Consider the following 18,605-nt stretch of genomic DNA (forward strand, 5'->3'; position numbering starts at 1 on the left):
ATGGGAGACCCTACTTGCCGAAGCAGGCTGAAGAATGTATCAATCATATATCAAAATAGGTCTTTAGTGGATGCCATCGCTTCTCAACTCCATGGATCTCCCCTTGTCCTCCCTGGACAAGGGCGTCCCGCCAATGAGCGGACCCACGCCAATCAAGGATGTAGCGGCAAAACACTGGAATCTGTTGCGGGAAGACCTGCCACTTCCTGTTGCGGTCCTCAGGGATCAGGCCGTGCGGGACAACAGCGCATGGATGAAATCCTTCCTGGCCGATGCCGGAGCGATCCTGTCGCCGCACGGCAAGACCACGATGTGCCCTGCCCTGTTCGACCTCCAGCTTGCCGACGGAGCCTGGGCGATTACCGTCTCGACGCTGCATCAGATCCAGATCGCCCGAAGCTTCGGCGTCAAGCGCATCTTCCTGGCCAACCAGCTTATTGGACGGCAGGCGATCGACTATGTGATGGGCGAACTGGCCGCGGATTCAAGTTTTGAATTCCTGTTTCTCGCGGACTCGCAGGAGAACATCCGCACGATTGCCGACGCCGCCCGCAAGGCAGGATCGAAGCGCCCACTGCACGTGCTGGTCGAACTCGGCTATGCCGGAGGGCGTACCGGATGCCGTGGCCTCGACGAGGCCGTGGAGCTCGCTCGTTGTATCGAGCGCACCGACGGGGTACTTGCTCTTCGCGGCATAGAAGGCTTCGAAGGTCTCCTCAAGGGCGCTGACAACAGGGCGACGCTGAAGCTTGTCGAAAATTTTGTCGGACAGATGGTTTCGCTGGCCCGCCTTTGCGATGCCGAAAACCTCTTTGCCGCCGAACCAATAATCCTGAGCGCCGGAGGCTCCGCCTTCTACGACGTGGTGGTCGAAGGACTGGGCGCCGCGGCGTTGTCGCGGCCAAGCATGGTTCTGGTGCGATCCGGCTGCTACATAACGCACGATTCCGTCCTTTACGCCAAAGCCGTCGATGCGCTCAGGGAACGCAATCCCGGGCTTGCCAGCTCTCGCGGTGGGCTCACGCCGGCTCTCGAAGTCTGGGCTTATGTGCAATCCCGGCCGGAGGAAGAAAAGCTGATTGCCGGACTCGGCAAACGCGACGTTTCCTACGACGACCAGCCGGTGGCGCTGACATGGTTCCGGCCTGGAGGCGGCATGGAAAGCCCGCAGAGACTATCGCCGGATCATACCGTCACACGCCTGAACGATCAGCACTGTCACATGACCATCCCGGCGGGCTCGCCGCTCAGAGTCGGCGACATGATCGGCTTCGGCATCTCGCACCCTTGCCTGACCTTCGACAAATGGCGCGTCATGCATGTCGTTGACGAGAGCTACCAGGTGGTCAGTTCCGTCCGCACCTATTTCTAGCAGGTTTATCGTCCAGGTCGCAGCGCCTGGCCCACAAGAGACAGAGGCAAAATGAAACCGTCCAAACCAAAGGTCTTTCTCATTACCGGCGCGGCAAGCGGCATCGGCGCGGCTCTGGCCAGGTTGGCGGCCGAAGCCGGCAACACGGTGGTGCTGGCCGATATCAACCTCCCCGGCGCGACGACGGTTGCGAAGGAAATCGGTCCTGCCGCCTCGGCGGTCAAACTGGACATCTGCTCTTCCGAGCAGTGGGAACAGGTGCTCGGGCACATCTGGGAAAAATTCGGACGCCTTGATGTTCTGGTGAACAATGCGGCGATCGTCCACACGGGTTACGCGCGCGACCTGACGATGGAAAAGCACGAGGACACGATGCGGACGAACTTCTTCGGCCCCGTCAAAGGCATGATGGCCGCATTGCCGAAGTTCAACGCACAAGGACATGGCCACCTGGTCACCGTCTGCAGCATGACGGCATTCCTGCCGTTTCCCGGCATTGCGAGCTATGCCGCGGCAAAACATGCGCTTCGTGCGTATCATCTTGCCCTCGCGCTCGAGGAGCGCGGCAGCCCGGTGAAATTCACGATCGTTCATCCGACCTCGACCGAAACACCGATGCTCGACAAGGAGGCCGAGGACGATGCGATGGCGCTGTCCTTTGCCGGAACGCCAGTGACCGCGGAGTTTGTCGCAGGCATCGTCCTGGAAGCCATTCGCAAGAATACGATCGAGGCCTTTGCGCCGCTCGAACGCGGCAAGGTCGTCAAGAAGCTCGGGGCCAGTCCGCGCAGCCTTTGGAAGATGATGGACCGGAATGCGGCAATCGGGGCAGAGAAGCTCAAGGCCCGCCGCGCAGCCAGGACGACACCGTCAAAATAGGGCCGACACCGACCGCGCCACTGCGGCCACCAGTAGCGGACCGATCAAGCCTCGGCCTTCTTGCGTCGGGACTTTTTCACATGCCCTGCATTGGCCTCGTTCTTGATCTTCTCGAGGATCACATAGGACCCTTCGCGCAGATCCCGGACGACCAGCTCGCCGGTTTCGCCGGGCGCCCGGCGTGCGAGAGCGTCGATAATCAAAAGATGCGGATGCACGCTGTGGGCCGCGCTGCGGACAAGGGGGTACTGATTGTTCACGAACGGGCCAGCCAGGAGCCACAGATTCTCGATGCAGCGGACCAGCACATCATTGCCTGATGCCCGGTAGATGGTGAAATGAAACTCCTGATTGGCGGCCAAGGCCTCCTTCCAGCGTTCCTGGTTTTCGGATTGAACGAACCTGTCGTGTAGTGCCTTCAGGGCTTCTATGTCGTCCTCGCTGATATGGACGGCGCCCAGTTCCGCCGCGAGACGTTCAAGCGGCGCCCTGGTCTCACGGATGTTGATGTATTGGGGAATGGTCAGGACAGGCACGCGTGGTTGATGGCCAAGCCGCAATTCCAGCGCGCCCTCGCGAACGAGTTGAACGATCGCTTCCCGCACCGGGGTTGGAGACATATCGTAGGCGGCGGCGAGCCGGCGAATATTGAGCCGGCTGCCAGGCTCGTATTGTCCGGTCATCAAATCGATGCGCAACCGCGCATAAATGCGCTCCGACAGACTGTCGCGGTTTGCATCCTGTCCCTCAGGCTCCAAATCGATTTCTTCCGTCGCCGGGGAACTCATGACTGCTCATCACATAGGGCCAAACCGCGAAATGCTCTTTCTCCCATAGCATAAGTCTGGAGGCGTTCCATCGCTGCGCTAAAGCTCGGAACAAACCCTATCTCACGTCGGGCTCCGGAAAATGGCAAGCGAAAGTAGACCTGCCGACGGTGCGCAGCATGGGTTCTTCGGTTGCGCATAGATCCTGTGCCTTCCAACACCGGGTTCGGAACCTGCAGCCGCTTGGCGGCGCAGCAGGGCTCGGCAAGTCCCCCTTCAAGACGATCCGCTGTCGCTGACGCTCGCTCCTTGGATCAGCAGTGGGCACGGCGGAAAGCAACGCGACGGTATAGGGATGTCTGGGGCTGTCGAATATCTGCTCCCTTGGCGCGAGTTCGACGATCTTTCCAAGGTACATGACCGCGACCCGGTTCGAGATATGACGGACCGTGGAAAGATTGTGCGCGACGAAAAGGTAGGAGAGGCCAAGCCGTTCCTGCAGATCCGCAAGCAGATTCAGAATGCCGGCCTGAATGCTGACGTCGAGCGCTGAGACGGGCTCATCCAGGATCACCACCTTGGGATTGACCGCAAGCGCACGTGCTATGCCCACGCGTTGCCTTTGACCGCCCGAAAGCTCGTGCGGGAAGCGCTGAAGATGCTCTTTGTTCAGCTTGACCAGGTCGACAAGTTCGTGAAGGCGCTCCAGTCGCTGCTTCTTCGTCATATCGAGAAGGCCCAAAGGCTCTGAAATGATCTCGCCGATACGCATGCGCGGATGAAGCGATGCGAACGGATCCTGAAACACCACCTGGAGATGACGGCGCTGCCGGCGCATCTCCTCCTCGCTGAGTTTTGCGAGGTTGACGCCGTTGAGGAAGACCTCTCCCGAGGTCGGGGGAGACAGCCGCAGGATGCAACGCGCGAGGGTCGACTTGCCGCAACCGGATTCGCCAACAAGACCCAGCGTCTCTCCTGTCGCCAGATCGAAAGTCACTCCGGCGACCGCGCGGATCACCGGCGCGTTCTTTGATCCCGAAAAGGCTCCCCCAGTACCGAATTCCTTGACGAGATTTTGCACTGAGAGCAGAACCGGCCTGTCCGCTTGCGACGGGCTTTCGTCGGCGGTTTGCTTCAGTGTCGGATCGTCGCGTGTGGCCGACGTCATGCCGTTTTCCTTCGGCTGTGATACTGCGGCAGCGTTGGTGCCAAATCGCATGCCACATCCGAGGCGCCAGCCTTCATCAATGATGGAGATTCGCTCCGGCACCGATCGATAGCGAAATGACAACGCGGGTTGAACGCGCAACCTGACGGTATGGTCTGAGCCGTTGGCGGAGCACCACCAATGTCGATGAGCCGGCCGATCTCGCCTTTCATTTCGGGAAGCGAGCCCAACAGGCCTCGGGTATAGGGATGGCCGGGCCGATCAAACAGATCGTCGACGGCGGCACGCTCGACGATCGATCCCGCATACATGACCGAGACCCCTTCGGCCATGCCGGCGACAACGCCGAGATCGTGCGTGATCAGGACCAGCCCGGTGCCCTGCTGGCGGCAGAGCTGCCTCAAAAGCTCCAGGATCTGAGCCTGGACCGTGACGTCGAGCGCCGTGGTCGGCTCATCGGCGATGATCAAGTCCGGCTTGTTCGCGATGGCGATGGCAATCACCACCCGTTGACGCATGCCACCGGAAAATTCGTGCGGGTATTGCTGCATGCGCTTTTCCGGAAACGGTATCGCGACTTCGGAAAGCAACGCGAGCGCCTGATCATGCGCCTGTTTCGCCGAGATCGTCGGATTGTGGATCCGTATCGCCTCCATGACCTGGTCTCCGACGGTCAGCACCGGGTTCAAGGCGGTCAGCGGATCCTGGAAGATCATCGACATCCTGGAGCCGCGCAATTGCTCGAGTTTCTTGGCCGGGCAGCCTATCAATTCGCTGCCGAGCAATTTTACCGAGCCGCTGATACGCGCGGACGGCGGCAAGAGCCCCATGACGGCACGCATGGTGATGCTTTTGCCGGACCCGGATTCGCCGACCAGGCTGATGATCTCGCCCTTGCGAATGGAAAACGACACGCCGCGCACGGCGTCGACATATCCGAACGGTGTGTCGAACGCGATCTTGAGATCCCGGACATCGAGAAGCGCTTCATCCTTCATGCATGCTTCCTCGGATCCAAAATGTCGCGCACCCGGTCGCCGATGAAATTCAGGGCCAGCACGACGCTCAGAATGGCGGCCCCCGGGGCTGCCGCGATCCACCAGTAGTAAAAATTGACCGCGCCGTCAGAGACCATCGCTCCCCATTCCGGCGCCGGCGGTGCGGCTCCAAGCCCGATGAAACTCAGGGAGGCCGCCAGCAAGACGACCTGGCCGAAATCCATCGTCGCGTTGATCAGAATGGGCGTCCAGCAAAGCGGCAGAATGTAGCGGGTCAACAGCCGACGCGGCCTGACACCAGACGAGATGGCGGCATCGACATGCTCCATCTGCTTGACGCTTATGACCTGTGCCTGCATCAACCGCGTGTAGAGCGGCCACCAGACGGCAATCATCGCCAATGTTGCGGTCCACAGCCCCGGTCCGAGAGAGGCGGCCACGGCCATGGCCAGGAGCATGGGCGGAAACGACAACGTCACGTCGACCAGGCGCATGATCACCGTGTTGGTCCAGCCGCCGAAGAAACCGGCGATGGCACCGAGCAGGCTGCCAAAAAATGCGCCGACCGAGACGACGAGCAAAGCGATGGGGATCGAATAGACGGCGCCAGCCATGGTGCGCGAAAACACATCGCGGCCGAGCGCATCGGTACCCAACAGATGCGCGAAGCTTGGTGGCTGCAGGCGCCGGCCGACCATGTCGAGCGGAGCATAAGGCATCCAGTATTGGGACGTCAGCGCGGCCATGATCCAGAACAGGATGATGACCAGGCCGATATAGCCCGGGACGACAGACCAAAGGTCGCGGCGGCGGCGCTGCCGGGACGGGGCGAATATGATACTGGCCATCTCGCCGCCTATTGGAGTTTGATTCTTGGATCGACCAGCACGTAGGTGAGGTCGGTCAGGAGATTGGTCAGCAGGAAGGCGGCGCCACCGAGCATGGTCACGCCCATGATCGCCGGATAATCCAGGGCTCGCGCCGAATCCACGGCATATGAGCCTATGCCTGGCCACGAGAAAATGGTCTCGGTCAGAACCGCGCCAGTGATCAGGAATGCAAAGGAATAGCCGATCACGGTGATTGCCGGGATAAGTGCATTGCGCAACGCATGATGGAAGAGCACGCGTTTGCTACTCGCCCCCTTTGCCCTGGCCATCATGATGTAATCCTGGCCAAGGACGTCGAGCATGCTGGCCCTTACCAGCCGCGAGATAATGCCGGTGATCGACCAACCCAGAACAGCAGCCGGAAGGATCAGATGCGAAACGGCCTCGAAGAAGCTGGAGATGTTGCCATGCAACAGCGCGTCGACGGTGTAGAACCCGGTGATTGGATCCACAGGAGTGGAACGTGAATCGAGCCTGCCTGGCCCAGGCAGGATTCCAAGCTGCACGGAGAAGATCGACAGCACTGCCAGACCCGACCAGAAGACGGGAATGGAAGAGCCGAGCAGCGCGAACAACCTGACCAGGTGATCGACAATCGTGTCTCTCATTCTCGCTGCCAGCACACCCAGCAGAATACCGGAGACCGAACCGACAAGCAGGGCTGCGATGACAAGCTCCAGCGTGGCCGGCAGACGTGCCAGGAGATCCTGCGAAACCGGGCGCTTGGTACGAAAGGAAATGCCGAGATCGCCGGTGACGACGTTCTTGACATAAAGGACGTATTGCTCGACCGGGCTCTTATCGAGCCCCCATCTTGCCTTGGCGGCCGCCACGGCCTCGGGATTGCTGAGCTGGCGCTCCGGCAGGATCGATGACAAGGGATCGGCCTGCGTGCCATGTGACAGGATGAAGGCGACGGTCAGAACACCAAGCAGAAGCGGCGGCAGCCCGATCAAGCGACGAAAGACATATCGGTAGGCTTGCATGAATTCGAACTCTCGATCAGGCCACTCCGCGACTGGGCGCTATTTCTTGATGCTGAGATCCTGCAACGGCAGCACGGCGGTGACGCTGTACTTCATGCCTTGCACCTTGCTGCTGTAGGCAAGCACCGTGTCCGGCCCGACCAACGGGACGATGACGCGATCCTTTATCATCTCCAGGGCGATCTCATTGTAAAGTTTGTCACGCGCCTCGGTGGGCGATGCGACAGCTTTGTCCAACAACGCCTTCTCCTCCATGTTGAGGACTCCCTGCACCCGCTCCGCTCCCGAACGCTTCAGCCAGCGCGTGCCCGGGATCATGCCAAATGTCTTCACATACTGGTCGGTGCCGTAATAGTCGGGCGCGTAGAAGGACGCCGTCAGCGATGTTCCATCGCCTTTGACGGTATCGAGCCAAACGGGGAAGGTAACCGGCTTCAGCTGAAGCCGGATGTTGACCTTGGCCAGGTCCTGCTGGACGAGCTGCATCAAGGTCGACATGTCGACACCATAGTAATTCTCGTTTGGGAACACTGACTCGATGTCGAATCCGTCCGCCAGTCCCGCTTCCTTGAGAAGGGCCTTTGCCTTCTCAACGTTATGGACCGGCATCGGCAGACCGTCGGTCCCCGGGAAACCGTTCGGGATTGCCACCGGCACCATCTTGCCGGCACCGCCGATGGTGAAGTCGATAATGCCCTGGTAGTCGAGCGCGTAGGCGATCGCCTGGCGGACCTTCGTGTCCATCGGGACCTTGTTGGATTTCGCTCCCGGGCTGATCGCCATGTAGATGAAATTGTACGAGGGAACAGTCTCGACGGTAACGCCAGGCGCATTGATCGTCTTTGCCGTGTCGGGCGCGATCTGCATGGCTATATCCACATCGCCACTCTGCAGGACCTGGGCCTGGGCAACCGAGTCCTTCGTCTGCTTGATGACAATCTCCTCGATCGCCGCCGGCTTGTCCCAATAGGCCGCGTTACGCTTGAACCGCAGCTCATCATTGGGGCTGTAGGATTCCAGCGCATAGGGGCCACTCCCGGCGGAATTGGCAAGGAACCAGGGCTCGGCGGAGTCGGTGGCGGCATCGTCCTTGCCGGCCTTGGCGCCATGTTCGATGGCGACGTCGCTGTTCACGATACCAGCGTAGGGCGCAATCACCTTCCCCAGAAATTCGGAGTCGGGCTGGGCGAGCTTGACGACCACCGTGTGAGCGTCCGGCGTCTCGATCGACTTCACCGTTTCAAACAGCCAGGCCATGCCGCCTTGCAAATTGGTCAGCCGATCCCACGACCACTTCACATCCTTGGCTTCGACCGGCGACCCATCGGCGAAAACAGCCTTCGGGTTGAGATGGAAAGTGAACTCCGTGTTGTCGCCGTTGACTTCCCACTTCTGCGCCAAGGCCGGAATGATGGTCTTGTTGTCGTCGCCGAGGCGCACCAGCGTCTCGTAGACGGCATAGAGGAAGATATTGCAGGTGTCGCAGGAGGTCCGCGCCGGATCGAGCGAATTGACCGCGAGGTTGCGCGCGATGATCAACGGCTTCTCCTGCGCCGACACGGCGCCGAGCGAGGAGGCCAGCATCACAGCCACCGTGGTTGAGAGAAGGACGGTCCGGATTGCACGCCCGGTACTGGGCATATCAGCTGTTTTGATCATTGCTCATTCCCCTTGTTGTCCGCCTGATTCAGTTCAGAGCGCCTTATTTGATATATCATAGATGCCAATCCCGAACGCCTGTCAATCTCTTTTTAAGCGACAAGGCAGACCGGCTCACCTTGAGCGCATTTCGACAGAATCCATGCCTATCCCTATTTGACGGTACGATTCTTGGTGTAAATCCCTGATTCTGATGACATTCAGACAGCCAAACACCAGGCTGCCTTGCCCAAAACCCTGCCGAAAAGCCCCCTCTCCGAGAAATATGACGGCCACAAGCATGATCAACAGTCGACAAAGATAGCAATTTTGCTATATCAAATTTCCAACATCGCATCGGACGCCGACTGTCTTGGAGTGCAAGGTGGAGATAGACGTGCCCATAACGACCAATTCGTTCGAGACCTGCATCGATTTCGGGCTCGAGATTGGCGAGAGTCCGGTGTGGGACCCCATTCGGTCCATCCTCTGGTTCGTCGATATCCTGCGCCCGGCCATCTACAGCCTTGATCCCATCTCCAGGAGCATCGCGCACTACAGGATGCCGTGCGAGGTCGGCAGCATCGGCAGGGCAAATGGAGGCCTCCTCGTCGTCGCCTTGCGCAGCGGCATCCATCTCTTTGATCCGGCAACGCAGCGTCTCGACTTCCTGGTCCATCCGGAACCCGAGATGACGATGAATCGCCTCAACGACGGAAAGGTCGGACCGGACGGCTGTTTCTGGGTCGGCAGTATGCACGATGCGGTGCCAAGGGCGCCTTCGGGCGCCCTTCATCGCATCACGCCTGATGGGCGAAGCAGGAAGGTTCTCGATGGGCTTTACGTCTCGAACGGACTGGCCTGGAGCCCCGATGGACGGACCATGTATCACGCGGATTCCCGCGGCCCCTTCATCCAGGCGTTCGATTTTGATGCAGCGACCGGGAACATTTCAAATGGCCGCATGATCGCCCTACTCGACGAGATGAAGGGGTTGCCGGACGGCGCGGCCGTCGATCAGCAAGGCACATATTGGAGCGCCGGTGTCTCCGCGGGACGGCTCAATAGAATAACGCCTGACGGTTTCATGCTCGACCCGGTGAAAGTGCCGCTCGATGCGCCCACCATGCCCTGCTTTGGGGGGAGCGATCTGCGAACCCTCTTTGTGACGTCTCTCTCCACGATCGCGCCCGGCAGGACCAACAGCGGCTCGCTGATAAGCTTCAGGGTGGCCGTGCCCGGAGCACCTGTCGGGCAGTTCGGATGGCCCGGCTGAGGCGCATCGACTTTCGCCGGCGAACAAACGTGCTCCAGTCCCAGCGGAAACAACGGAACAAGACATATGTCAGTCCTTGAGATCGAACGCCATGTTGCTGAACTGCGCGCCATCCTCGGCGACAACGGCGTGCTGACCGGCACCGACATGGCCCCCTATGAAGTCGGCGCCCGGTTCGATCAGGGAAAGTCGGCCTTTGTCTTGCGTCCGGCAACGACGCAGCAGGCCGCAGCCGCCATCTCCTACTGCGTGCGCGAGAGAATCCATATCGTGCCGCAGGCGGGAAACACCGGAGTGGTCGCGGCATCGACACCCGATGCCAGCGGCCGGCAGGCGGTTCTGAGCATCGACCGAATGAACCGGAAATTCGAACTTGACCTCGACAACCGCTCCGTTCGCGCCGACGCGGGCATGCGGCTGTCCGAACTCAATGCGAAATTGGAAGGGCACGGGCTGTTTTTCCCCATCGATCTTGGCGCGGATCCGCGGCTGGGCGGCATGCTGGCGACCAACACCGGAGGCGCACGCTTCCTGAAATTTGGCGATGTCCGCAAGAATACCTTGGGCTTAACGGTCGTCCTGGCGGACGAATACGGAACCGTCCTCGACCTGAATTCCGACCTGCGCAAGAACAACACCGGCGTCGACTGGAAGCAATTGTTCATCGGCACGTCAGGGGTTTTCGGCCTGATCACGGAATGCGTCCTCAATCTCGAGCGGCTGCCCCGCCAGACGGCGGCGGCGCTGCTGGTGCCGACGAATCCGGCCAAGATCATGCCACTACTCAATGCCATGGAAGTGCGGCTGGGCGCATACCTGACCGCTTTCGAAGGCATGTCGGGGAATGCGATCGCAGCGACCTTAGCCCATATCCCATCGCTGAGAAACCCGTTCCAGGGCGGCTTGATACCCAGCTATGTCATCCTCGCCGAGATCACGCGCAGCTGGGACCCGAGGCAGGGCGAGCAGCCCCTCTCCGAGACACTCGAAAGCGTGCTCGCTGAAATCTGGGAAAGCGCGGACTGTCCGTTAGCGGATGCGATCTTCGGACCACCGCATGAGATCTGGTCACTGCGGCATGCGATCTCCGAAGGGGTCAAGCATCTGGGCAAGCTTGTCGCCTTTGATCTTTCGTTCCGCCGTGGGCAACTGATGGCGTTCTGCGAACGAATGGCGATCGAGATCCCGCAAAAATTTCCCGACGTTTCCATCTGCGATTTCGGCCATATCGGCGATGGCGGCGTGCATTTCAATCTGGTCGCGTCGAAGGGCGGTGCAAGTGCCGCCGACAGCACCTTCGAAAGACGCGTCCGCGACTGGGTGGTCGACATCGTCGTCAACGATTTCGGCGGCAGCTTCAGCGCCGAGCACGCAATCGGCCGCAAGAACCAAGCCTACTACGATGCGTACACACCACAGAAACTCAAGGATCTCGCCTCCGCCCTCAAGGCCGTCACGTCCCCCGCGGGGATCGGCATAGCGCGCTACGACGGAGCCGCCAGCCGACCGACCTCGAACGCGACGTCTTGAAGGATCGGACAGGAAAATGATGAACGGTGCCGAGAGTCTGGTCAGGACCTTGCTGGCGTGTGGGGTGAGCACGTGCTTTGCCAATCCGGGAACCAGCGAAATGCACTTTGTCGCGGCGCTGGACCGCATTGCCGGGATGCGCTGTGTACTTGGCCTGTTCGAAGGCGTGGTGACCGGCGCCGCGGACGGCTATGGACGAATGACCGGCAAGCCAGCCGCCACCTTGCTGCATTGCGGCCCGGGCCTGGCAAACGGCCTCGCCAACCTTCACAACGCACGCCGTGCGAACACTCCGATCGTCAATCTGGTTGGTGACCAGGCGACCTATCACCGCCCGCTGGACGCACCGCTGACGGCCGATACCGAAGGCTGGTCACGGCCGGTTTCGCGATGGGTCAGAACATCCGCGAGTTCGCACACCGTTGGAGAAGATGCCGCGGCCGCCGTCGAAGCCTCACAGCAAAGCCCGGGCGGCATCGCTAGCCTGATATTGCCGTCGGATGTCTGCTGGAGCCCGGGCGGTATTGTGGGGTCGCCCCGCGCCGTCTCTGGCGCCCCGCAAGTGAGCCCCGACGCCGTTATGACGGCAACGCGCCTGCTGCGTTCAGGCCGGCAGACGGCGATCATTCTTGGCGGCGTGGCGTTGCGCGCGCCGCAGCTCGAACTGGCGAGCAGGATCGCCGCCGCAACGAATGCCAGGCTTTATGCTCCCGTTTCAAATGCCCGCATTGAACGTGGTGAAGGACGATATCCGATTGCTCGGCTCCCTTATCCCATAGACCAGGCCGTCAAGGTGCTGTCGGACGTTTCAAACGTCATCCTTGTGGGCGCAACGCGTCCGGTGGCATTCTTTGCCTACCCGGACAAGCCTGCTTCGGCCGAGCCAAGAGATGCGGTCGTTCATGTCCTTGCCCGACCGGAACAGGATCTGAATGATGCCCTTTTGCGGCTTGCGGACGAACTGTGCGCCACTGATCATCCGATCTTGCCTGCTGTCAGGGAAAGGATATCGCCTCCGACCGGAATGATAACGTCGCATGCGGTCGCACAGGCCTTGAGCGCCCTTTTGCCGGAGCAAAGCGTCATTGTGGATGAGAGCGTCAGCTTCGGCCGCGATTTCTTCTCCGAAACCCAGGATGCCGCCCCGCACGACTGGCTGCAACTTACGGGCGGCGCGATTGGCGCCGGTATTCCGCTCGCCACGGGAGCGGCCATTGGCGCGCCCGGGCGAAGGATCGTCAACCTGCAAGCGGACGGATCCGCTCTTTATTCCGCACAGGGGCTGTGGACGCAGGCACGCGAAAACCTCGATGTCACGACGATCATTCTTTCCAATCGCAAATACGCAATTCTGCTGGGCGAATTGGCCAATGTCGGAGCCGATCCGGGGCGGGTCGCGCTCGACATGATGAGCCTTGAGAACCCGTCGATCAGCTGGATCGATCTGGCAAAGGGCTACGGCGTCGAAGCGGCACAAGCGGCTACGATGGAGCGTTTCACGCAATTGCTGACGATGTCGTTTCGACGCAAGGGGCCATTCCTCATCGAACTGGTTGTTCCCTGATCACATGGCTGGCAACCGAGTTGCGTGCACGCTATCGCGAGTTTAGCCAATGTCCTGGCCGCAAGCCCGACACCTCGACAATCGCCATAGAGGTCTCACCGTCACTCGAATGCTGACGGGTAGTTCAGGGCATTCGGCATCGACCCGACGGATAAGCGGGTTGCGGCCGATCTTTCCACCCGATCGGGAATGACGGCACCAACACTCATTCAGGATAAGTTGTCGGTTTCCAGATGTGGGTGGAAATGATGTCCCGCAGTTCCGTGCGCACCGCGCGGAAGAGCGGGCGAAAATTCGAGGACATCGGTCGCTGCGACGAGGTCGCGAGGATCAGCTGCCGGGTAATCGGCGGGTCGAATGGCCAGACCTCGATGCGGCCAGCCTCGACAAGGAGATGGACGGAAGCATAGGGCAGAACCGTATAGCCAGTGCCCTCCTCGACCAGAAGCAAGGTTGAAGGCATTGCCTCCAGCTCCATCTCGACGCGCGGATAGATGCCATGCTCCGCCAGGGTGTTGTCGATAAGCCGCCGCAGCCCGTGCGGGCGGCTGGGCAGGATCATCGGCAGCTCGGCGAAGATGTTGAGGCCGACCGGCCCGCGCGGCAGCACGCGCTCGGATAAGACCGGCCCGATCAGAAACAGTTCGTCATCGGCGAGCGGCTCGGTCAGCACCGAGGGATGGTTCGGCGAATTGTAGAGCACGGCGGCATCGATGCGGCCGGCGATCAGCCATTCCAGGATATGGCCGCTGAAGCCTTCGATCACCTGCAGCGCGACATTGGGAAACTCGTTCTTGATCTTCTTGACCAGCGGCACCGTCAACACAGTGCCGACCGAAGGCGGCACGGCCAGCACCAACCTTCCCTTCGGCGAGGATTTGAGGTTCGAGACGGCATTCTGCGCCAGCCGCATCCGCTCGACGATCTCGTCGGCATGGGCCTTCAGGAGCACGCCCGCCTCGGTCAGCACGACACCGCGGCCGTTGCGATAGAACAGTTCGACGCCGAGTTCCTCCTCAAGCCCACGAATATGGCGCGTGACCATCGGCTGGGTGACGCTGAGGTCGAGTGCGGCCTTCGAGAAGCTGCCAGCCGCACCGACGGCGATGAATACCTGTAGCTGCTTCGTGTCCAACTTTCACCCCAACCATCCGCTGCCGCAGCGCTTCCAAGCTCCCCCAGTGGTGTCCGTGTCACGTGCCGAACGGGTACTTCTGGCCTCGGACATTCAGGAACACGGCATAGACCGATGTTGTCGCCGTGATGAACAGCCGATTGTTGCGCGGCCCGCCAAAGGCCAGGTTCGCAACCATTTCCGGCACCTGGATTTTCCCGATGAGTTCACCCTCGGGCGTATGGCATTGTACGCCATCCCAAGCGCTGATCCAGAGATTGCCCATGACATCAACGCGAAAACCATCCGGAATGCCAGGCGATATGTCGGCGAAGATGCGGGAATTTGCCAATCTGTCGCCGTCAACGTCAAACCGCCTGACGTGATGGGGAGCGCTGCGGTCGGTTAGAAAACCGGAGTCCGAAATATAAAGGTGCTTCTCGTCGGGCGAGAAGGCGAGCCCGTTCGGCATGGAAAAATCATCGGCAACGACGGTGATCTTCCCCGATAGCGGATCGATCCTGTAGACGCGGCAGCCCGGTTGCTCCTGCAGGCCCTTGCGCCCGACATAATCGGAGATGATCCCGTAGTTCGGATCGGTGAACCAGATGCTGCCGTCGGACTTCACGACAACATCGTTCGGCGAGTTCAGCGGCTTGCCATCATAGGCGGAGGCCAGCACCGTGATCGAGCCGTCCCATTCGGTACGCACGACGCGGCGTTCCCCCTGCATGCAGGTGACCAGCCTTCCGCTGCGATCGCGCGTGTTGCCGTTCGGGTTGGAGACATGGCTTCGGAACAGCGAAACCGCGCCCGTCTCCTCGTCCCATCGCAGCATGCGGTCGTTGGGAATATCACTCCAGATCAACGAGCGAAGGTCGGCGAAATAGACCGGCCCCTCCGCCCAGCGATTTCCCGTGTGGATGGTTTCGAGGAATGCGACCGGATCGATCAGATCCCCGAACCGCGCATCGATCGTCTCGTAGCAGGACATCGGCCGCCCCCTCGCCTATGGCAGCCGGATCGCGACGGTCTTGGTCTCGGTGTAGAGCTGGAGCGCCTGTTCGCCAAGTTCGCGCCCCCAGCCCGATTGCTTGAACCCGCCGAACGGCATGGTGACGTCATTGAAGTTGTGGCAGTTCACCCAGACCGTGCCGGATTTGATCTTTGCGGCCAGCCGATGCGCGGCGCCCAGATTGTTGGTCCAGATCGATGCGGCCAGGCCATACTCGGTGTTGTTGGCATCCCTGGCGAGTTTGTCCAGGTCCTCGTCGTCGAAGGGCATCGCGCAGGCCACCGGCCCGAATATCTCTTCGCGGATCACCGACATGTCAGGCCGCGTACGGGAAATGACCGTCGGTTTGACGAAATAGCCGACGTCACCCGCACGCGCGCCGCCAGTGACGATCTCGGCGCCATCGCTCCTGCCTTCCGAGATCAGCCGGGTGATGCGTTCCATCTGCTGCTGAGAGACGACGGGGCCAAGCTCCGTCGCAGGATCAAGCCCGGCGCCGAGCTTCAGCTTTTCGGCGCGCTCCGCGATCCCGGACATGACCTTGTCGTAGATCTTCTTGTGAACGAAGAAACGCGTTCCCGCGCCACAGCTCTGCCCGGCATTGAAGAATGCCGCGCTTGAGGCGCCGGCCACCGCCATGTCGATGTCGGCATCGCCAAGCACGATGGTCGGCGCCTTGCCGCCAAGTTCCAGGCTGACCTTCTTGAGATTGCCGGTCGCGGCGCGGGCAATCAGCCGGCCGACCTCGGTCGAACCGGTGAATGCCACCTTGTCGATGTCGGGATGGGCAGACATCGCCGCACCGACGGTTTCGCCAAAGCCGGTCAGGATGTTGACTACGCCTTCCGGAAAACCGGCGTCCTGGACCAGCCTGCCGAAATAGAGCGCGCCGAGCGGCGTCTGCTCGGCCGGTTTGAGCACGATTGTGCAGCCGGCCGCCAAGGCCGGCGCCACCTTCCAGGCGAGCATGCTGAGCGGGAAGTTCCACGGGATGATCTGGCCAACGACGCCGACCGGCTCGCGGCGGGTGTAGGCATGCCAGTCGCCGGGCGCGTTGATCGTCATCGTCTCGCCATTGATCTTCGTGGCCCACCCCGCATAGTAGCGGAACGTCTCGGCGGTGAATGGCACCTCGCCATTGCGGGAATCACCGATCGGCTTGCCGCTCTCATAGGAATTGAGCGTCGCCAGCATATCGACATTGGCATCGATCAGATCGGCGAGTTTCCAGATCAGCCTGGCGCGCTCGGCCGGCACCATTTTCGACCAGGGGCCGTCGATCGCCTTGCGCGCGGCCCGGACCGCCAGATCGACGTCGGCGCTGTCGCCGGCCGGCACGGCGGCAATGATCCGGCCGTTCGAAGGATCGACCACTTCCAACGTCTTTCCCGAGGCCGCCGGGAGCCACGCGTTGCCGACAAGCATCGCATGGCTGCCGCCGACGAACGCCGCCACCTTGGGATCGAGTGGCGGCACGGCATCGAAACGTATGGTCATGGTTTCCTCCCGAAGCATCGATCAGCGCTGGACGAACGGCGCGGGAATGGAATTCCCGGCATCGATCCAGATGCTTTTTTCCTGAAGATATTCGTAGATGGCGGTCTGGCCGTTCTCGCGGCCGATGCCCGACTGCTTGTAGCCGCCGAAAGGCGAGAGATAGCTGGTGGCGCGGTACATGTTGACCCAGACGCTGCCGGCCTCTAGCCGCTCGGGCAGGCGGATCGCCCGACCAAGGTCCTGCGTCCACATCCCGGCCGCAAGGCCGTAGATGGTGTCGTTGGCGATAGCCACCGCCTCGTCCTCGTCCTCGAAGGGGATGACCGACAGCACCGGTCCGAAGACCTCTTCCTGGGCGATGCGCATGGACTGCTTCACGTTGCCGAAGATCGTCGGCTCGACGAACCAGCCATCGGCAATCGATGTGTCCTCGGGTACCTTGCCGCCGAGCAATTGCGCGGCGCCCTCGCCATTGGCGATGCCGATGTAATCGAGCACCTTGGCGCGCTGCGGCAAGGTGGTGATCGGACCCACCTGGGTCTCGGGATCAAGCGGATCGCCGATCCTCGCGGTCTTTGCGAAGGCGACCAGCTTCTCCGTCACCTGGTCATAGACCGAGCGCTGCACGAGCGCGCGCGATCCGGCGATGCAGGTCTGCCCGGTCGCGGCGAAGATCCCCGAAACGAGGCCTGGAATGGCAGCGTCCATCTTGGCGTCGGCAAAGACGATGTTGGCGGATTTGCCGCCGAGTTCGAGCGTAACCTTCTTGAGCCCGCCGGCGGCGGACTGATAGACGCGGCGGCCGGTCGCGTCGCCGCCGGTGAAGGCCACTTTGGCGACATCGGGATGCGTGACCAGTCGATCGCCGATTTCGTGGCCGAAACCGGTGACGATGTTGACGACGCCCTTGGGAAAGCCCGCCTTCTCGAAAAGCTGGCCGAAGAACAGAGCCGACACCGAGGAGAATTCCGACGGCTTCCAGACGACCGTGTTGCCTGCGGCGAGCGCGGGAGCAAGCTTCCATGTCGCCAGCATCAGCGGCGAGTTCCATGGGGTGATCGCGGCCACCACCCCGAGCGGCTCGCGGCGCGTGTAGTTGAAAACGCCCGGCTTGTCGATCGGGATGACGCGCCCCTCGATCTTGTCGGCGAGGCCGCCAAAGAAGCGGAACCATTGCGGGATGTATTTGCACTGCATCCGCATTTCATTGATCAGCTTGCCGTTGTCGCGGGTTTCGAGAACGGCCAGGGTCTCGGCCTCCTCCGCCACGAGGTCGGCAAAGCGCGTCATGATCTGTCCACGCGCTGTTGGGGTCATTGTCCGCCATTCGCCGCGGAAGGCGGCCGCGGCTGCCTGAACGGCCGCATCGACATCGGCTATCCCAGCGCGCGGGAGGAGCGCCCAGGCCTTGCCGGTGAAGGGATCGAAGGATTCGAAATAATCCCCCGACTGAGCGGCGGCCTGGCGGCCGCCGATCAGCATCGACAGCTTTTCCGTGGCGAGCGGCGGACGGGTTGTCATGCTCCGACTTCCTGCAAAGCTTCGCGCGCCACCCGGAAAGAATCCACGCCTGCGGGTACGCCGGCATAGATCACGACCTGTAGAAGGACTTCGCGGATTTCGTCCTTGGTCACACCGTTGGTCAGCGCACCCTTCACGTGCATCTTCAGCTCGTGCGGACGATTGAGGGCAGCGAGCATGGCGAGGTTCAGCATGCTGCGGGTCTTCTTGTCGAGCGTGTCGCGGCCCCAGACGGCGCCCCAGCAATATTCCGTCACGAGTTCCTGCAGCGGACGATTGAAATCGTCGGCGCTGGCGAAGGACTTCTCGACGAATTCTGCGCCCAGAACCGATTTGCGGATTTCAAAACCCTTGTCGAATACATCTTTGCTCATTGGATTGTCCTTTCCG

16 protein-coding genes are annotated in these 18,605 nt (G+C 61.2%); 5 read left to right on the forward strand and 11 right to left on the reverse strand.

What is annotated here, in order from left to right:
• Positions 1-232 precede the first annotated feature (232 nt).
• Both MesoLj_RS31295 and MesoLj_RS31300 read left to right on the forward strand, forming a co-directional pair.
• A complete protein-coding gene (locus MesoLj_RS31295) occupies positions 233-1,372 on the forward strand; it encodes an amino acid deaminase (protein ID WP_202323741.1) in 1,140 nt (379 codons plus the stop codon).
• A 51-nt stretch (positions 1,373-1,423) separates the two neighbouring features.
• Positions 1,424-2,251, forward strand: coding sequence for an SDR family NAD(P)-dependent oxidoreductase (locus tag MesoLj_RS31300; RefSeq protein ID WP_140775060.1), 828 nt, complete (start codon positions 1,424-1,426; stop codon positions 2,249-2,251).
• Between the two features lie 44 nt (positions 2,252-2,295).
• Here the strand turns inward: MesoLj_RS31300 and MesoLj_RS31305 are convergent, their stop codons facing one another.
• The 6 genes from MesoLj_RS31305 to MesoLj_RS31330 form a co-directional block, all read right to left on the reverse strand.
• On the reverse strand, positions 2,296-3,039 hold the full coding sequence (locus MesoLj_RS31305; protein ID WP_140775059.1) for a GntR family transcriptional regulator: 744 nt from the start codon (positions 3,037-3,039) through the stop codon (positions 2,296-2,298).
• A gap of 97 nt (positions 3,040-3,136) precedes the next feature.
• Positions 3,137-4,186, reverse strand: a complete 1,050-nt coding sequence (locus MesoLj_RS31310; protein ID WP_202323742.1) for an ABC transporter ATP-binding protein — start codon at positions 4,184-4,186, stop codon at positions 3,137-3,139.
• On the reverse strand, positions 4,183-5,184 hold the full coding sequence (locus MesoLj_RS31315) for an ABC transporter ATP-binding protein (RefSeq protein WP_202327553.1): 1,002 nt from the start codon (positions 5,182-5,184) through the stop codon (positions 4,183-4,185). The genes MesoLj_RS31310 and MesoLj_RS31315 overlap by 4 nt, the downstream gene beginning before the upstream one ends.
• Entirely contained in the window at positions 5,181-6,032 is an 852-nt protein-coding gene (locus MesoLj_RS31320) for an ABC transporter permease (RefSeq protein WP_202323743.1), read from the reverse strand. The genes MesoLj_RS31315 and MesoLj_RS31320 overlap by 4 nt, the downstream gene beginning before the upstream one ends.
• A gap of 8 nt (positions 6,033-6,040) precedes the next feature.
• Positions 6,041-7,060: an ABC transporter permease gene (locus MesoLj_RS31325; protein WP_140775055.1), complete on the reverse strand. Its 1,020-nt coding sequence runs from the start codon at positions 7,058-7,060 to the stop codon at positions 6,041-6,043.
• A gap of 39 nt (positions 7,061-7,099) precedes the next feature.
• The gene (locus tag MesoLj_RS31330) at positions 7,100-8,644 is read right to left on the reverse strand and encodes an ABC transporter substrate-binding protein (RefSeq protein ID WP_244735224.1); all 1,545 of its coding nucleotides are present in this window, start codon (positions 8,642-8,644) and stop codon (positions 7,100-7,102) included.
• Between the two features lie 451 nt (positions 8,645-9,095).
• Here MesoLj_RS31330 and MesoLj_RS31335 point away from each other — a divergent pair, with 451 nt between their 5' ends.
• The 3 genes from MesoLj_RS31335 to MesoLj_RS31345 all read left to right on the forward strand — a co-directional run bounded on the left by MesoLj_RS31335 (position 9,096) and on the right by MesoLj_RS31345 (position 13,068).
• Positions 9,096-9,974, forward strand: coding sequence for an SMP-30/gluconolactonase/LRE family protein (locus tag MesoLj_RS31335; RefSeq protein WP_244735225.1), 879 nt, complete (start codon positions 9,096-9,098; stop codon positions 9,972-9,974).
• Between the two features lie 66 nt (positions 9,975-10,040).
• Positions 10,041-11,504 (forward strand): FAD-binding oxidoreductase, encoded by a 1,464-nt coding sequence (locus MesoLj_RS31340; protein ID WP_202323744.1) that lies wholly within the window; start codon positions 10,041-10,043, stop codon positions 11,502-11,504.
• Between the two features lie 19 nt (positions 11,505-11,523).
• Positions 11,524-13,068 carry an acetolactate synthase large subunit gene (locus MesoLj_RS31345; protein ID WP_202327556.1) on the forward strand — a complete coding sequence of 515 codons (1,545 nt, stop codon included), beginning with the start codon at positions 11,524-11,526 and terminating at the stop codon, positions 13,066-13,068.
• A 205-nt stretch (positions 13,069-13,273) separates the two neighbouring features.
• Here MesoLj_RS31345 and MesoLj_RS31350 read toward each other — a convergent pair whose 3' ends face one another.
• Genes MesoLj_RS31350 through MesoLj_RS31370 form a run of 5 tightly spaced genes read right to left on the reverse strand, consistent with a single transcriptional unit; the run spans position 13,274 to position 18,589 of the window.
• Positions 13,274-14,203, reverse strand: a complete 930-nt coding sequence (locus MesoLj_RS31350) for a LysR family transcriptional regulator (protein ID WP_140775053.1) — start codon at positions 14,201-14,203, stop codon at positions 13,274-13,276.
• 58 nt (positions 14,204-14,261) lie between these two features.
• Positions 14,262-15,176, reverse strand: coding sequence for an SMP-30/gluconolactonase/LRE family protein (locus MesoLj_RS31355; protein WP_140775052.1), 915 nt, complete (start codon positions 15,174-15,176; stop codon positions 14,262-14,264).
• 15 nt (positions 15,177-15,191) lie between these two features.
• A complete protein-coding gene (locus tag MesoLj_RS31360; RefSeq protein ID WP_140775051.1) occupies positions 15,192-16,694 on the reverse strand; it encodes an aldehyde dehydrogenase family protein in 1,503 nt (500 codons plus the stop codon).
• A 21-nt stretch (positions 16,695-16,715) separates the two neighbouring features.
• Positions 16,716-18,215, reverse strand: a complete 1,500-nt coding sequence (locus MesoLj_RS31365; protein ID WP_446720270.1) for an aldehyde dehydrogenase — start codon at positions 18,213-18,215, stop codon at positions 16,716-16,718.
• Positions 18,212-18,589 (reverse strand): carboxymuconolactone decarboxylase family protein, encoded by a 378-nt coding sequence (locus MesoLj_RS31370; protein ID WP_140775049.1) that lies wholly within the window; start codon positions 18,587-18,589, stop codon positions 18,212-18,214. Before MesoLj_RS31370 ends, MesoLj_RS31365 begins: the two co-directional genes overlap by 4 nt.
• Between the last annotated feature and the right edge of the window lie 16 nt (positions 18,590-18,605).

It is taken from the genome of Mesorhizobium sp. 113-3-9 (assembly GCF_016756515.1).
Classification (GTDB): domain Bacteria; phylum Pseudomonadota; class Alphaproteobacteria; order Rhizobiales; family Rhizobiaceae; genus Mesorhizobium.